Source organism: Nocardiopsis alba DSM 43377 (assembly GCF_000341225.1).
In the GTDB taxonomy this organism is placed as follows: Bacteria; Actinomycetota; Actinomycetes; order Streptosporangiales; family Streptosporangiaceae; genus Nocardiopsis; species Nocardiopsis alba.
Genome location: NZ_ANAC01000022.1, coordinates 142,135 through 157,609, shown reverse-complemented (window position 1 = coordinate 157,609; position 15,475 = coordinate 142,135). Strand labels below are relative to the sequence as shown.

Here is a 15,475-nt window from a genome sequence, read left to right as displayed (position 1 = left end):
CCGCCCCCGCCCCCTCCCCATGTCACCGTGGAGACGTCGATGGGGCCGCCCCCGTTCGGGAGCGGCCCCATCGTGTGTCATCGTGCGTCGAATCGGTCGAGACGCCTACTCGTCCGGGTCGATCCTGCGTCCGAGTCGTCGGAGGAACTCGGGGTCGTCGTCGGGGCCGAGCGGATGCGGGCTGTCCGAAGGCTTGGCGAAGTCCGACGGATCGAGATCGTCCACTGACACGGCCTGTGCCGGGGAGGGCGTGTCGCTCTGGACGGCGGCGGGCCGACGCGGCCGTCCCAGGAAGAGCCAGAGGATCGATCCGACGGGCATGAACAACGCGATGACGACCAGCCACAGGACCTTGGGAAGATTCCTGGCCTCCTGGGCAGGGGTGGTCAACGCGTCGAAGAACGCGTAAACCCACAGAACGATCGATACGAGCGTGATCAGGCCACCGAGCCACACCATGCTTCCAGCCTACTCTGGCTGTCGACTTCTCACAGCCGGGGTGTCGTCTCGGGGGTCGCGGGAAGACCACGCGCGATATCGGGCCGAGGGTCTCCGACGTTCGGTCGGTTCTTCAGGGAGTGCTTTCGCTGGGCTCGCCGAGGAGAAGGGCGCGCACCTCGGATTCCCGGAAGCGGCGGTGCCCACCGGGAGTACGAATGCTGCTGATCCGTCCGGAGGCGGCCCAGCGGGTGACGGTCTTGGGATCAACCCGGAAGAGTGAGGCCACTTCCCCGGGGGTCAACAGGCGTTCGCTTGCTCGTTCCACCTTCACATTCCCCCAATCGTGCCCGCCTTGAGTGTGGGGGCGGCGGGCGTTTGATCCCCTAGTGTGCACGAGTTGGTCCGTTTCCTCCCTAGTTTTCGGAGAAATAGCGAGGATCGGGGGATGAGGGAGTGATATGTGATCGGAACGTGATGTTCGGGTTCTCTTGTCGGGATTGGAAACATCCCATGAATATCCGAATCCGATGTGCCTCACGCCCCGGCCCCGCTGAGAGGGGACACACCCCTCCCTGGTGTCGGGTGCCCGACGACCGCCCTTAACCTGGAGGTCGAGAGCTGCCTGATGTGAGGCGCCGCCTCCACGTACGGGGTCGCCCGAACCGACGTCCACGTGGAAGTACGCGCGTGGACGGGCGTGTCGACCAATGTAGTCCAGGTAATCGTCTGTTGTGAGGCTTTTTGATGCGTAGCTGGCTGACCTATACCGCCGCCCGTCTGGCGCTCTTCGCCGCCGCCTTCGGGGTCGTCTACCTGTTCGGCGCGAGGTCCTGGATCGCCCTCATCCTGGCGTGGGTGCTCAGCGGCTTCGCCTCCTACGTGCTGCTCTCCAAGTGGCGCGACCAGATGTCGGCCTCCGTGGTCGACTGGTCGAACAAGCGACAGGACAAGGCCGTGGGCAACCGTCTGGTCGACGGCGCCGCCCGCGAGGACGAGGTCCAGGACGAGATCCTGCGCTCCCAGGAGCAGGGCGACGACGCCGTCGAGAAGAGCGAGCCCGCCGAGGGCACCAAGAAGTGACGAACGGGGTGGTGCCCGCCCCGCGGACCCACCCCGTCACGTTCCTCCCCCTCGTTCAGGGGAGGGGGAACATTCCCAGCCGCGCGTGGTACTCGCCGGCCAGCCGATCGGTGTCGCTGCCCACGTACAGTCCGTCCGAGGTCGCGTGCAGGGCTTCGACCCCGTGGCCTCGGGAACGGCCCGGGTTCCAGTCCAGGGCCCGTCCGGTCGTCGGATTCACCGCGCCGATCCCCTCGCGCTCCACCGAGCCCGGACCCGGGTTGGAGGCGCCCTTCTCGTTGTCCATCCAGCGCTGGTGCCCGCCGATATAGACGGCGTCCGAGGTGATCTCGATCGAGTACAGCGAGTCGCCGCCGGTCTTGTTGACCCACGTGGGCTCCGAGCCCGGAGCGTCGTCGTTCTCGAACCTGGCCGCGGACTTGCACAGCCCCGGCTTGATCTCGGGCCCTCCGACCGTCACCACGCCGAAGTAGGAGCCGTCGGGCGAGAAGTCCATCTGGCGCAGATAGGTGTACATGGTCGGGTAGTCGCAGGGCTCCTCGTACGCCGAGGTCGACCAGGGGGAGACCCTTCCGGCCTCGGTGTCGATCATGGCGATCTGGTAGCGGTCCTCGCCGTCCACCTTGGTGAAGGTGCCGTTGATGACCAGCCGTCGACCGTCCGGACTCAGGGCCAGCTCTTGGACGCGCAGGCCGCCCCGCCGCTGGTCGGAGATGGTCGGTGTGAAGTCCGGGTCGACCCTCCCGGTGGCGGTGTCGACACGGGCCAGCCCCGCGCGCGATTCCCCGCTCACGGCGGTGAAGTTCCCGCCGAGGTAGAGGTCGGAGCCATCGGAGGCCAGCCGGTACAGGTTCCCGTCGTCCAGCGTGGCGTCGAACCCGCGGACGGTCCGTCCGGTGGCCAGGTCGATCCGCGCCACCCCTCGACGTGTCTCCCCGTTCACCCGCTCGAAGTCGCCGCCGACGATCACGGAGCCGTCGGGGCCCTCGGCCAACGAGGTGACCGTCCCGTCCACGGAGGGCCTGAAGCCGGCGAGCACCTCTCCACTCCCATGACGGAAGGCGAACAGGTGGGTCCGATCGTGGGTGCGACTCTCGTCGGACTCGGCGACCCGGGTGAACGTGCCGGCCACCACGACGGTGTCACCGATCCTCAGGATGTCCTTGATGGTGCCGTCCAACACGTGAGGGGTCCACTGGACGGGCCGCTCGTCGACCACGCCCACGTGGGGTGCGGCGGTCGCCGGGGCGGCGGTGGCCATCGCGAGGGGCAGCGCGAGCAGTGAGCTCATGGTGAGGGCGACGAACGATCGGGCCGGTTTCAAGGGACTCTCCTCGTGCGTGCGGGGAAGGGTATGAGGCCGGCTCATTATTGCACGAAGTAGTTGTCCGATTACGTGAGGTGACCAGGCCTTTCGCCTCCGGAACGCCCTCTTCCCGCGGTGAGGTACTCGATCTGGGAGGCCACCAGACTCGTCGCCCGCTCGCGCGGTACGTCGCGGGGGACCGGATACCACACGGCGCCGGAACCCTCGCTCAGCCGTGTGCCCTCCAGCGGGCCTCCACGCCCGTGCGACCCTTCGGCCCTCTCCCTCCCCACGGCGAAGCCCAAAGGCTCGGCCAGCCCATGCCAGCGCGGCGCGTAGGTGGCGTCCTCACGGCCTCGGGTCAGACGTACGTGCATCATCTCCAACCCCTCCGCCACGGCGGCCACGGCCGCGGGCAGGGCGTGGTGAGGCACCGACTCCGCGTCCGGGTGGCCCAGGACCAAGGAGACCTGCTCGCGCACGATCCCCTCCTCCCAGGTCAATCTCAGATCACCGGAGAAACGAGAGCCCCCCGGGCCCGTGCCGCGGAAGCGGAACAGGGAAGGACGTGGTGCCCGGTGTCGTGCGAGCCGTGCCATCCGCTCCCGGTTCCACGGGGCCAGGGCCGGCTCGTACGGGCCCCACGCCACGGGCGCGGAACCGGCCAGTCGTTCCGTCACCCGTTCGACCGACAGCCCCGGATCGAACGCGTCCTTCGGCGCCCGCGTGGTGAAGTCCACCACGAGTTGACGGCCCAGGGGCGACTCGTCCAGAAAGCCTTCGGCGGGAGATACCGGGCCCTCGGCACGCGCCGGAACATGACCATGCTCGGGATGCGGACGCAGGGGCAGGCCGGTGAGGCCGTCGAAGTGATCGCCCTCCTCGGTCCGCACCACCCATCGGGCCAGAGGAAGAGCCATCAGGGTGCGCAGAGCGTAGGTGAGCCGGGAACGCGCCGGGGTCAGCAACTGGAAACCGTGCTCTTGAACGGCGGGGTCGGCGAGGACGTCGGAGATCCAGGAGGAGAACGGAACGACCGGCCGATCCTGGGCCACCACGACGGCCTTCCCGGCCGTGTACTCCACGGCGGGATGCTCCGTCTCCTCCCACACGCCGAAGTCGGCCGGCCCCGAGGTCCACACCGCGCCCCCGGAACTCAGCGCCAGACGATCGGCGACCCGGTGGGCGGCCTCCCGTCCGGCCTCGTCCGGACGTGCTCGGATTTCGGTCCACCAACACCGTTCGGGGAGCCCCGCGGCGAGGTCCGGATCCAGGAGCCGCTCCACCTCGCCCGGGGCCTCGATCAGTTGGGCCGGCTCCAGGGTGAGCAGGGTCCCGGAGGCATCGCGGAGCCGGAGGAGATGACCCCCGGCCAACGCGCGCACGCGTAGATCCCGTCCGGCGTCCTCCAGCGCACGTGTGAGAGTTCGCAGGTCGGGGTTGTCCGCGTGCAACGCCACCACGTCATAGCTCATTCTTCGCCCTTCACTTTGGTCGCTTCCTCGGATTCCTCAAGACAAGCATGCGAACCGGACAGGGAATTCTCGGATCCTCTCTGTCACCGAGCGTCGGTATAAGTAATGAGAAGCGCGGGCGAGGCCCGATGAGCATGGAAAGCAGATAGGAGAACCGTGAGGTTCGAGCTGGTTTCATCCCCCGACCGGCAGGAAGAGACAGAGAAGCCCCCTTCTCAAGAGACTGCGCACGGCCGCTCCCTCGTCGCCGGAGACGAGACCAGGGAGGCGCTGATGGCCGAACGGATCGGCTCCTTGGGAGACAGGATCACCTCTCTCTCCGGCTCTCTGAGCGCCGTTCTCGGGCGCCTGGACGAGAAGATCGCTCGTCACGAGAGAGAGCGGACCGAGAACGGTGACGTGGAGCAGGCTCCCCCACCCGATAACTTCCGGGCCCACCTCTTCTCCGGTGGAGGCGGCCGATGAGCGGTGGCTGGAGCATCGACCCCTCCGGTGTGGGCACCATCCTCCACAGCGTGATGGATCAGATGGGCGATGGCGGGGGCAGCGCCCTCGACGGCCATCTCACCAACCTCACCGAAGAGATCGCCAACGCGGCCATGGCGTCCATGAGCGGTCCCGTCGGCGCCGAACTCTACGGACTCCTCGAACACATCGGCGGCCTGTCCGAGGAGATGGTCGAACGGGCCGGTTCCGCCGTCGGAGGGTGCGCGAACGCCGTAGACGCCTATCTCATCGGGGACGCGGAGATGGCCGCGGAGGCCCAGAGCAACGCCGGGACGTTCGAGGACCCGGACCTCTGACACCAGAGTCACCCACGAGACGGAAAGTCGTATGCCCCCCATCGACACCATCAGGCCATCGCACAACGAGACCGCCGGTCAGTCTCAGTTCGGCGTGGACCCCGACCCGGATCTCCTCGTCTATCCACCCGCGATCCCCCGTCCGACCACCCTGGTGGAGAACCTCCAGGCGGCCATCGATCTGATGAGGTCCTCGGCCGGCTCGGTCTCCGAGGGCGGCCAGGGCATCAAGAGCACCTGGGGCGGCCTCCAGGCCCACTACACGGCACCCGAGAGCGAGACCCTCTTCTCCGCGATGGACCGGGTCGCCGAGTGCGGAGACGACATCGAGAGCGACGTCTCCGCGGCCGTCACCGCCTTGGAGACCTTCGCCGAAGCGGCGCAGAGCGCCAAGGAGGAACTGGGCGCGATTCGGGACGAGGCCTGGGAGTTCCGGGAGGAGATGCAGGCCGAGGAGGCCTGGAACGAGAACCCGGCGAACACACTGCGCAACCACATCATCAAGCTCCGGGCCAACAAGGCCTGGGGCGAGTACCAGGACGCCGAACGCGAGTGCGCGAGCTCCCTCTCGTCGATCAACGGTGGGAACAGCGTCTACGTGGCGGCGGGTGAGGACCCTCCGGGCGAGAACGAGATCGTCTACGGCATCGACGCCGCGGACGTTCCCGATCCGAACTTCGACATGACCAGCCTCGGTGACTGGAAGCGGATACACGAGTTCGGCTGGAACTACCTGAGGGACGGGAACAAGCCCGTCGAGGTGGCCTGGGCCGCCGACTCCTACATGGCGACCTGGGACAACTTCGGCGGTGGGATGGTGTGGGGCCTCGGGGTCAACGCGGTCGCCTCCACCGGCCTGTGGCGGGAGGGCAGCGGCTGGGCCGGCAGCGCGAGCGAGGTCAGGGACAACGCCGGGGCACACCTCAAGGACACCATCAAGGGTTACGCGGCCCTCGCCGGCCTCTACGGCTCCTCCGGAAGTCTCATCGGTGAAGGCGACTTCACCATGGACACCTGGAAGAGCAACATGGGTGAATCCTGGAAGGAGGTCGCCCACGACCTGGTGCCGTGGCGGGAGTGGGACGATCGGCCCGCGTACACGGTCACCACCGCGGGCGGGAACCTGGCTCTCGCGGTCGTGGGGCTACCGGCCCGGGCCGGGATGCTGGGGGCGAAGCTCAGTACGGGGTCCCACCTGCCCGACGTCGACGCGGGGTCGAACGGAGCGAACGGGTCGAGCCCGGTCGGGCACGGTTCTCCCGGTGCGGCCGCGCGCCCGGGATTCAACCTGGCGGACACCTTCGACGCTCTTCGAACCGACGTCGATGGAACCGTCGATCGCGTCGGGAGACGCTTGAACGAACTCACCGGGCGTCTCGGTGAGCTCACCTCCAGGTGGTCCGCCCCCACGTCGGGGAGCCCGCACGGGCCCGTATCACCGTCGGCGGACGGAACCGGGACGGCGAGCGTCAATGGGGGATCGACCGGATCCGGGACGGGCGGAGACCTCCGTGACGACCGCGCTCCGGATCGGAACACCCCGACACGGAGAGCCGATGACGACTTCGAGGAGAGGTCGGTCCGGGAGCTCTCCGAGGAGATCGACCGGTACAGCGCGATGAACGCCGACGAACGTGCTCGCCTGCTCGAACGTGAAAGGGCGTTGGTCCTCTCCGGCGGCGGGGGCATGGAGATCCCCGGCCCGGACGGGCTCGGCCGTCGAGGAGGGGGACATGACTTCGGTCCTCGAGCCTTCTCCGATACCGAGAGGGGTGAGACCCGAATCCCTGCCCAGTCCCAAGAGGGACGGAGTGGGGGCGTCACGACCGTCCTGGACCGCGAGGATGCGCGCTCCGAAGGTACGGGGACCCTCGGCCACGGCGGTACAGAGGCGGGGCCGTACCTCGGTGGAGGCGGTGGAGGGGGCGGCGATCGTCCCGACGGCCCCTCGCCGAGTGGTGGGGACGACGGTCCCGGAGGACCCGGGCCGAAGAACCTGGAGGAGTTCGAGAGGCACCGCTGGGGCGACAAGAACGACCCCAAGGCCGAGGAGGCCTTCTTCCGGGACATCGAATACCTGCTCAACAATGACGAGGCCTTCAGAAAGGAGTACTACAAAGAAAACCTTCACCGGATCAGCAAGGACACGAAGATCGGTATGGAGGGTTGGCAGCTCCCCAAGGTGCATATCGATTCGAATGGAAGAAACATACCGCTGCGGCAGCCGGACGCTCCTGACTACTTCGGGGACAAGACCAGGGTCAGAATCGGTTCCTCCGACTTCTTCAAGGGGCCGGATGGAAAGCCGCTGACCGGTGACGAGCTCGCCAGGCGGCAGAAGCTCAAGGACGACTTCGCCGGTATCGATCACTTCGCCCAGGACCGGAGGGAAAAGCTCGACGAGGCGAGAAGACTGGAAAAGATCTACGAGCAGGAGGCGAAGAAGCACGGAAAGTACGTGGAGAACGGCAACAACCACCCCGATGTGGAGAGGGCCTACCGGGAAAAGGCCGATGCGCAGCGCGATGCGACGGATGCTGCGGAGCTGTTGGGAGAAAAATCCGCGGACATCGGAGCTCGTTACGAGTTCGATGGGGAACCCTTGCGGGACAAGAACGGCGAGGTCGTCATGCGGGAGGTTCGGGACGCTGAAGGAAACCCTGTCCGTGATGAGCATGGGAACATCCGCAGGGAAGAGGTGCGGAAGCCGAATCTCGACGGTGCGACGTTGCTCGGCCAGGCTTCGGGGGCCCCGGGTAACGGTAACGGTCAATTCGACCTGATCTACGAGACCAAGGATGGCGAGATCGTCATCATCGAGGCGAAGGCCAGTACGAACACGAAGCTCGGAACGAGGGTGTACTCCCCAGAGGAGGGGCGCCCCAGGGATACCTATCAGGGGACGGCTGACTATGTTCGCTCGATCCTCGATGCCATGAGAGGTCGTAGTAATTCATCAGTTGAAGTGGGAGATGGTTCGCAGATTCCAGGTGTTAGAAAGGGAGAAGGTGGGGTTGGTGACTTCGTGTCCGAGTCTGCTCTGGCTCGATATATTTCAATGAAATTGAATCAGGGAAAGGTTTCTTATGCTGTTTTTAAGGGGAACCCTTCTGGGTGGGGTTCCGGTGGAGATGTTGCAGATGGTTACGACTATCAGATTTTTGATCTAAAGGGCTAGTTCAGTGCGTGTTGAGAGGCCTGAGATTATTCGCAGGACTTCTGTGTCCAAGCTTTCTTATAATGAGAATTACATGAAGTTAAAGGCTTCTAGACTTGATGATGGCGCTGGGGGGATGTTTCATTTCGTCAGTAGCATTCAGCTTAAGGCCTTGGATTTTCTGGTGGTGGATCCGGGGGTTGTTGAGCGGCGGACGTGGGAGGCGTGGGTTCTGGCGATGCAGTATCAGCGTGCGTTCTTCCGTGTGTCGATGGCGGAGTCGGGGTCCCGTGTGGATTGTCTGGTCGGTCATCGGGTGTGGAATCTTTCGAGTCGTCCTTTGATCTCCGCTTTCAATGCCGGTGACTGGCCGGGGGCGTTGTTCAGGGCGTGGACGTGTCGTGATTTCGATTATGCGCGGTTCTTGGCGGATGTTCCGGTGGAGGTGTTGCGGAGTGCGGGGGAGAGTCAGGGGACGCGTTTCATGCGGGACGCGTACGTGTGGGTGGAGGTTTTGCAGGCCTTCGTGAAGGGCGATCCGCGGGCAGGGGTGTTGTTGGAGGAGGCTCGTGAGTTGGCGGATCCGGGTCGGGCTTCTTTCGCGGCGGGTTACGCGGGGTTGATGGCGGTGCCGCAGATGGAGGTGTTGGGTCGGCTGATCGCCAGAGACGGGGATGGTTTCAACGAGGCGTTGGTGCGGGCGTTGGAGTCGTATCGGGAGTACACCGCTGCGGATCTGGCCAAGGGGCAGTTGCGGGGGATCGTGCCGTTGGAGTTGTTGGGGATGGCCTGTCTGGTCCGGGACGGTTGGGTCGAGGGTGTCTCCTTGGAGGTCGAGAGCGACTACTTTCCCGAGGGCATCCTCGATGGGCGATGGCTCGACGCCTTCCCCGTTTGATCTTGTGTTTTTGATTTCGGTTTGATACTTGCATGGCTTCATTGCATTGAATTGGAGAATAGGTATGCGTGTTGAGAGGCCTGAGATTGTTCGTCGAGTGTCCGAGTCGAAGATTCAATACAATGAAGATTGGTTGAAGGAAAGTGTCTCCGAGCTTGATGATGGTGTCGGGGGGATGCACTGGCTCATAGATGGGTTTTTCGACAAGGCCTCGGAGTTTTTGGTGGTGGATCCGGGGGTTGTTGAGCGGCGGACGTGGGAGGCGTGGGTTCTGGCGATGCAGTATCAGCGTGCGTTCTTCCGTGTGTCGATGGCGGAGTCGGGGTCCCGTGTGGATTGTATGGTCGATCATCGGGTGTGGAATCTTTCGAGTCGTCCTTTGATTTCTGTCTTCAATGCTTCTTCTTGGGCGGGGGCGTTGTTCAGGGCGTGGACGTGTCGTGATTTCGATTATGCGCGGTTCTTGGCGGATGTTCCGGTGGAGGTGTTGCGGAGTGCGGGGGAGAGTCAGGGGACGCGTTTCATGCGGGACGCGTATGCGTGGGTGGAGGTGTTGCAGGCTTTTGTGAAGGGTGATCCGCGGGCGGGCGCTTTGTTGGAAGAGGCTCGTGAGTTGGCGGATCCGGGTCGGGCCTCTTTCGCGGCGGGTTACGCGGGGTTGATGGCGGTGCCGCAGATGGAGGTGTTGGGTCGGCTGATCGCCTGAGACGGGGATGGTTTCAACGAGGCGTTGGTGCGGGCGGTGGAGTCGTATCGGGAGTACACCGCTGCGGATCTGGCCAAGGGGCAGTTGCGGGGGATCGTGCCGGTGGGGTTGTTGGGGATGGCCTGTCTGGTCCGGGACGGTCGGGTCGAGGGTGTCTCCTTGGAGGTCGAGAGCGACTACTTTCCCGAGGGCATCCTCGATGGGCGATGGCTCGACGCCTTCCCCGTCTGACCCGGGTTCCGAACACCCACGATCGAAGCAAGGAGTGAGGTCATGGTCTTCGTCCCTCGGACATCGTCGGTCCCGGTCGTGGTCGACGAGGAGAAGGTGAGGGCGTTGGAGGAGGTGAGGATCCGCTACGCCCGGCTCCTCGAAGAGGCGCCGGCCGAGGCCGCCCGATGGCTCACCGACGTGTACGACCTGGCGCGGAAGGCGTTGGCGGCCGATCCCGAGTGCACGTTGGTGGAGACCTGGGAGACCTGGACGTTCGCCGCGCAGTACCATCACGCCGTCATCGCCGCGGTCACGGTGCCCCGAGGTTCCGAGGTCCGGTGGACCGTGGAGCACGAGGAGCGTGTCCTGGTCTCTCCCGGCCCCCTGGTCGTCGCGGATCGACACGTCTGGCTGAGGACCTTCCTCATGGCGCTGGTCTGCCGGGACGAGAAGAGGGTCCGTCATCTGGCGGGTATCGATGTGGGGAGGATGCCACTGTCGGGTGAGGCCCGCTATCCCGGTTACCTCCTTCCCTGGATCGACGCTCTGCGGGCGCTCATCGAGGAGGACGACCGGATGGTCCCGTGCCTGCGCAAGGCCATGGAACTGTCGGACTCCCGCCGGGTCGCCTCGCCCGAGATCGCGCGCGAGTTGGACCTTCTGGCCTTTCCGGAGCTGGATCTGTTCCGGGCGTTCCTGGGAGGAGATCCGGACGACTTCGAGAGGACCCTGGTTCGCGGACTGGAGGCGTTCGACGACTTCCACGCACGGGCGGGGGAGGGCGCCGGGCCCGGAACGTTCCCGCTCGGGCTGCTCGCTCTGGCGTCCCTGGCCCTCGACCGCGCGCGGCACGAGCCGGACTATCGGATGGACGTGCGCTCGGACCATCTGCCCCGGGTTCTGCTGGAGGGCTTCTGGTTCGGTGAGTTCCCGGTCTGAGGTGAGGGCGGGACGGGGTGCCGGTCCGGCCCCCTTAGGCTGGTGCCATGACCCGCGCGAAGCTCGATAAGAAGCCTCAGGACGTCGCCGCGATGTTCGATGGCATCGCAGAGAACTACGACCTCGTCAACGACGTCATCTCGCTCGGCCAGGACCGCGTCTGGCGGCGCGCCGTGGTCGACGCGGTCGACGCCCACAGCGGTGAGCTGGTCCTGGACCTGGCCGCGGGGACCGGCACCTCCTCGGAGTCCTTCATCAAGAAGGGCGCCCGCGTCATCGCCTGCGACTTCTCGCTCGGCATGCTCGGCAAGGGCGCCCACCGTCGGGGCGGCGCCTCGCGCGGCGGGGTGACCTTCGTGGCCGGGGACGCCCTCTCCCTGCCCTTCGCGGACGAGACCTTCGACGCGGTGACGATCTCCTTCGGCCTGCGCAACGTCGCCGACGTGGACCAGGCGCTGCGGGAACTGTTCCGGGTGACCAAGGTCGGCGGCCGTCTGGTGATCTGCGAGTTCAGCCACATCCCGGTGGAGTTCGTCGACAGGCTCTACTCGACGTACCTGATGGCGGCCCTGCCGAGGATCGCGGGCGCCTTCTCCGGTCGGAGCGAGGCCTACGACTACCTGTCGGAGTCGATCATGGCCTGGCCGAACCAGGCCGAGCTGTCGACCCACCTCCAGGGCGCGGGCTGGTCGCGGGTCGCGTGGCGGAACCTGACGCTCGGCACGGTGGCTCTCCACCGTGGCTTCCGAGAGAAGTAAAATCCGACATAGTGCGCAATAGTACGCAGTCGGTTTAATTCTTCTCGTAAAGTCTTAAAGTTCTCGGAGCCCCAAGGAACCCTTGTTCCTTGGGGCTTCTTGTGTTGTTCTCGGGGTTGCTGTTGTCGTGAGCTGCGCTTTCGGTGACTCATGGTGACTTCGGGTGTGGCTTCGGAGGTTATGGGCGCTATATCCGATTTACCGAAGAATGCCCCCCGGGGGTCGCCTCTTCGCGTCCAAGGGTCTAGACTTCGGGAAAGTGGTTTGTGAAGTGCTTCACAAGCACACGAGTCGCATGACACAAGGCCCATGTCGGATATGTCGGAAGTCCCAAACCGACCCACAACACCCCCCGTGAGCGGGTCGACCCCGCACTGGCCCGCCACGGTAGGACCGCGCGAGTAGTCGAGGACCCACCCGTGAGCGAGACAGCCACCTCCTCTCCCAGAGGCCGAGAGAGGGTCGAGTACGACGCCGACGTCATCGTCGTCGGCGCCGGACCCTCCGGTTCCACCACCGCCTACTACCTGGCCCAGGCGGGCCTGGACGTTCTCCTGCTGGAGAAGACCTCCTTCCCTCGGGAGAAGGTCTGTGGAGACGGATTGACCCCTCGGGCGGTGAAGCAGCTCACCGCGATGGGCGTCACCTTCGAGGACGAGGGCTGGATCAAGAACCACGGCCTGCGCATCGTCGGAGCCGGGGTCCGCCTCGAACTCCCCTGGCCCGAACTGGCCGCCTACCCGGGTTACGGCCTCGTGCGCACCCGGTACGACTTCGACCAGATCCTGGTCGAGCGGGCCAAGGGCGCCGGGGCCAAGCTCCTGGAGCGCACCAACGTCACCGGACCCCTCATGGACGAGCGCAGCAACCGCATCGTCGGGGTCCAGGCCAAGAACGCCGACCGCGAACCCGTGACCTTCCGGGCGCCGCTGGTCGTGGCGGCCGACGGCAACTCCTCCCGCCTGTCCGTCGCCATGGGGATCCGCAAGCGCGACGACCGCCCCTTGGGCGTGGCCGTGCGCACCTACTTCGAGAGTCCCCGGCACGACGACGACTACCTGGAGTCCTGGCTGGAGCTGTGGGATCGCAGCGGTGACAAGGACGTCCTCCTGCCCGGCTACGGCTGGGTCTTCGGTGTCGGCGACGGCACCAGCAACGTCGGCCTGGGCATCCTCAACTCCACCTCCTCCTTCCAGGACGTGGACTACCGCAAGCTTCTGCGCAGGTGGACCGACTCGATGCCGGAGGAGTGGGGCTTCACCGAGGAGAACCAGAAGGGCGGCATCCGCGGCGCGGCGCTCCCGATGGGCTTCAACCGGGTTCCGCACTACTCGCGCGGACTGATGCTGGTCGGCGACGCGGGCGGCATGGTCAACCCCTTCAACGGGGAGGGCATCGCCTACGCGATGGAGGCCGGTCAGATCGCGGCCGACGTGATCGTGCAGGCGCACGGCCGGACCACCCAGCAGACCAGGGAGCGCGCGCTGCTGCGCTACCCGGACGTCCTCGCCGACACCTACGGCGGCTACTACACCCTGGGTCGCTACTTCGTGAAGGTCATCGGCCAGCCCGAGTTCATGAAGTACGCGACCAAGTACGGGCTCCGCCGGCGCACCCTCATGAAGTTCGTGCTGAAGATGCTCGCCAATCTCACCGAACCGAGCAAGGGCGACGCCATGGACCGGGTCATCAACGGGTTGAGCCGTATGGCGCCCGCGGCCTGATCGACGCCCGAAAAGAAGAAGAAACCGCCATGAGCCGAAGTGTTCGCTGTCGGCGCTGAAAAGCGACGAATCGGGCAAACGGAACGGCGAGTCGAAAATACCGTGCGGTGGAGATCCCTTCGGCGTCCCGAAAGGGTCTTCGCCGCAACCACAAGGAATTCGGGACAAGCACGTGAAACCGTTCACAAGACTGTCGGTCGCGCAGCCCGACGGGTCGTTCAGCGGAGGAGGGTGAGCCGTGGAGTTGTACACACCGATACTCGTGCTCGGCGGAATCGGCGCCGCCTTCGTCGTCGTGTCGATGGTCGTCGGCGCCGTGGTCGGGCCCAAGCGCTACAACCGCGCCAAGATGCAGGCCTACGAGTGCGGTATCGAGCCCACACCGCAGCCCGCGGGCGGCGGGCGTTTCACCGTCAAGTACTACATGACGGCCATGATGTTCATCGTCTTCGACATCGAGATCATCTTCCTCATCCCGTGGGCGATCCACTTCGACGCCCTCGGATGGTTCGGCCTGATCGCGATCATCCTCTTCCTGGTGAACGTCTCCATCGCCTACGCCTACGAATGGCGCCGAGGAGGCCTCGAATGGGACTGACCCGCACGCCCCGCCCCCAGGCAACACAGACACGGCAGTCCGGCCCGGAGGAGGTCCGAAGCTGATGGGACTCGAAGAGAAACTACCCGCAGGGGTCGCGCTCACCACGGTCGAACAGGTCGTCGGCCTGGCGCGCAAGACCTCCATGTGGCCCGCCACGTTCGGTCTGGCCTGCTGCGCCATCGAGATGATGGCGGTCGGCGGCCCCCACTACGACCTCGCCCGGTTCGGCATGGAGAAGTTCGGGGCCACCCCGCGACAGGCCGACCTGATGGTCGTCGCCGGACGCGTGAGCCAGAAGATGGCCCCCGTCCTGCGCCAGATCTACGACCAGATGCCCGAACCCAAGTGGGTCATCGCGATGGGCGTCTGCGCCTCCAGCGGCGGCATGTTCAACAACTACGCGATCGTCCAGGGCGTGGACCACATCGTCCCTGTCGACATCTACCTGCCGGGCTGTCCGCCCAGGCCGGAGATGTTCCTGGACGCCGTGCTCAAGCTCCACGACAAGGTGCAGAACACCAAGCTCGGTGCCCACCGTGAGCAGGAGATCACCGAGACCGAGGAGCGTATGCTCCGCCGTTCCCTGCCCCTGGTGACCAAGGACTGACATGAGCAACGAGAACGAGCGCGAGCGCGACGAGGCGGCGGCGAACCTGCCGGACCAGCGCGGACGTGAACGCCTGGCCGCGCCGATCAGGCGTACCGGCATGTTCGGCGCCGGGACCACGGGCGACACCTCCGGCTTCGGCGGTCTCCAGGTCAGGGGGAGCGCTCCCGTCCGGAGCCAGCGCCCCTTCACCGACCCCGACGACCCCCGTACGGCCGACTTCGACCGGGTCGCGGACGACCTGGAGGCGGCGCTGAACGCCCTGGAGCGGGCGGACGACGTCGAACGTGTCGAGGTGGACCGGGGGGAGATCACCTTCCACGTGCGCCGCGAGGGGCTCCTGGAGTTGGCCCGCGTCCTGCGCGACGACCCCGCCCTGCGCTACGAACTGTGCACCGGCGTCGTCGGCGTGCACTTCCCCGAGCAGACCGGGCGCGAACTGCACGCGGTCTATCACTTCCGGTCGATCACCCACAACAGCGAGATCCGGGTCGAGACGACCTGTCCCGACGCCGACCCGCACCTGCCGTCGATCGTCTCGGTCTACCCGACCAACGACTGGCACGAGCGCGAGGCCTGGGACTTCTTCGGGATGGTCTTCGACGGCCACCCCGCGCTGACCCGTATCCAGATGCCCGACGACTGGCACGGCCACCCGCAGCGCAAGGACTACCCGCTGGGCGGCATCCCCGTCGAGTACCGGGGCGCCACCGTGCCCCCGCCGGACGAGCGGCGGTCCTACAAGTGACCCGCACGGACACCGCACC

15 protein-coding genes and 1 pseudogene are annotated in these 15,475 nt (G+C 65.9%); 12 read left to right on the top strand and 4 right to left on the bottom strand.

The window, feature by feature from the left end:
* Positions 1-105: 105 nt before the first annotated feature.
* Both D451_RS0121715 and D451_RS27480 read right to left on the bottom strand, forming a co-directional pair.
* Positions 106-459, bottom strand: a complete 354-nt coding sequence (locus tag D451_RS0121715; RefSeq protein WP_017535951.1) for a PLD nuclease N-terminal domain-containing protein — start codon at positions 457-459, stop codon at positions 106-108.
* 112 nt (positions 460-571) lie between these two features.
* Complete coding sequence (locus D451_RS27480) at positions 572-772, bottom strand: BldC family transcriptional regulator (protein WP_017535950.1); 201 nt, start codon at positions 770-772, stop codon at positions 572-574.
* 413 nt (positions 773-1,185) lie between these two features.
* Here D451_RS27480 and D451_RS0121705 point away from each other — a divergent pair, with 413 nt between their 5' ends.
* Entirely contained in the window at positions 1,186-1,521 is a 336-nt protein-coding gene (locus tag D451_RS0121705) for a DUF4229 domain-containing protein (RefSeq protein ID WP_017535949.1), read from the top strand.
* Positions 1,522-1,576: 55 nt separating this feature from the next.
* On the opposite strand, the gene D451_RS0121700 is transcribed toward D451_RS0121705, so the two are convergent.
* Positions 1,577-2,845 (bottom strand): delta-60 repeat domain-containing protein, encoded by a 1,269-nt coding sequence (locus D451_RS0121700; RefSeq protein ID WP_017535948.1) that lies wholly within the window; start codon positions 2,843-2,845, stop codon positions 1,577-1,579.
* 68 nt (positions 2,846-2,913) lie between these two features.
* Positions 2,914-4,302, bottom strand: coding sequence for a DUF6177 family protein (locus tag D451_RS0121695; protein WP_017535947.1), 1,389 nt, complete (start codon positions 4,300-4,302; stop codon positions 2,914-2,916).
* 156 nt (positions 4,303-4,458) lie between these two features.
* Between D451_RS0121695 and D451_RS27960 the strand changes: the two genes are divergently transcribed.
* The 11 genes and pseudogenes from D451_RS27960 (at position 4,459) to D451_RS0121635 (ending at position 15,456) form a co-directional block, all read left to right on the top strand.
* Positions 4,459-4,767, top strand: coding sequence for a hypothetical protein (locus tag D451_RS27960; RefSeq protein WP_152472963.1), 309 nt, complete (start codon positions 4,459-4,461; stop codon positions 4,765-4,767).
* Positions 4,764-5,105: a DUF6507 family protein gene (locus D451_RS0121685; protein WP_017535945.1), complete on the top strand. Its 342-nt coding sequence runs from the start codon at positions 4,764-4,766 to the stop codon at positions 5,103-5,105. The genes D451_RS27960 and D451_RS0121685 overlap by 4 nt, the downstream gene beginning before the upstream one ends.
* 31 nt (positions 5,106-5,136) lie before the next feature.
* Positions 5,137-8,283, top strand: a complete 3,147-nt coding sequence (locus D451_RS0121680; RefSeq protein ID WP_017535944.1) for a hypothetical protein — start codon at positions 5,137-5,139, stop codon at positions 8,281-8,283.
* Positions 8,284-8,356: 73 nt separating this feature from the next.
* Positions 8,357-9,160 carry an Imm49 family immunity protein gene (locus tag D451_RS26795; RefSeq protein ID WP_081616113.1) on the top strand — a complete coding sequence of 268 codons (804 nt, stop codon included), beginning with the start codon at positions 8,357-8,359 and terminating at the stop codon, positions 9,158-9,160.
* Positions 9,161-9,224: 64 nt separating this feature from the next.
* Positions 9,225-10,097, top strand: a pseudogene (locus tag D451_RS28705) (immunity 49 family protein).
* Between the two features lie 42 nt (positions 10,098-10,139).
* Positions 10,140-11,018, top strand: a complete 879-nt coding sequence (locus D451_RS0121660) for an immunity 49 family protein (protein ID WP_017535940.1) — start codon at positions 10,140-10,142, stop codon at positions 11,016-11,018.
* A 47-nt stretch (positions 11,019-11,065) separates the two neighbouring features.
* Positions 11,066-11,776 (top strand): demethylmenaquinone methyltransferase, encoded by a 711-nt coding sequence (locus D451_RS0121655; protein WP_017535939.1) that lies wholly within the window; start codon positions 11,066-11,068, stop codon positions 11,774-11,776.
* Positions 11,777-12,195: 419 nt separating this feature from the next.
* Positions 12,196-13,500, top strand: a complete 1,305-nt coding sequence (locus D451_RS0121650) for a geranylgeranyl reductase family protein (protein WP_017535938.1) — start codon at positions 12,196-12,198, stop codon at positions 13,498-13,500.
* 238 nt (positions 13,501-13,738) lie between these two features.
* Complete coding sequence (locus D451_RS0121645) at positions 13,739-14,098, top strand: NADH-quinone oxidoreductase subunit A (RefSeq protein ID WP_014912518.1); 360 nt, start codon at positions 13,739-13,741, stop codon at positions 14,096-14,098.
* 64 nt (positions 14,099-14,162) lie between these two features.
* Positions 14,163-14,708 (top strand): NuoB/complex I 20 kDa subunit family protein, encoded by a 546-nt coding sequence (locus D451_RS0121640; RefSeq protein WP_014912745.1) that lies wholly within the window; start codon positions 14,163-14,165, stop codon positions 14,706-14,708.
* 1 nt (position 14,709) lies between these two features.
* A complete protein-coding gene (locus D451_RS0121635) occupies positions 14,710-15,456 on the top strand; it encodes an NADH-quinone oxidoreductase subunit C (RefSeq protein WP_017535937.1) in 747 nt (248 codons plus the stop codon).
* Positions 15,457-15,475 lie beyond the last annotated feature (19 nt).